At 37.7% G+C, this 292-nt stretch carries 1 protein-coding gene; it reads left to right on the forward strand.

Annotated features, from left to right (window positions below):
* A partial coding sequence (locus AAEY88_RS12830) for a PAS domain S-box protein (RefSeq protein ID WP_350563000.1) occupies positions 1 to 292 on the forward strand: 292 nt, incomplete at both ends.

Here is a 292-nt window from a genome sequence, read left to right on the forward strand (position 1 = left end):
GTTGTTAATGACCCATTACATCAATTATTTGATGCTGTGAATGCTATTTCTGTACAGGGGTATGATGAACAACGCCGTGTTATTTATTGGAATAAAGGCAGCGAAGTGCTTTATGGTTATACGAATGTTGAAGCAACAGGTAAAAAGCTTGAAGATTTAATTATACCAAGTGATTTACGAGAGGCCGTGGTTGCTGGCCACGGAAATTGGATTAATAATGGCATAGAAATTCCTGCAGCAGAGCTAACTCTTCGTGATAAAAATAATAATGATGTTTCGGTGTTTTCAAGCC

Origin of the sequence: Psychrobacter sp. CAL346-MNA-CIBAN-0220 (genome assembly GCF_040309805.1) — a bacterium.
Lineage (GTDB): Bacteria > Pseudomonadota > Gammaproteobacteria > Pseudomonadales > Moraxellaceae > Psychrobacter.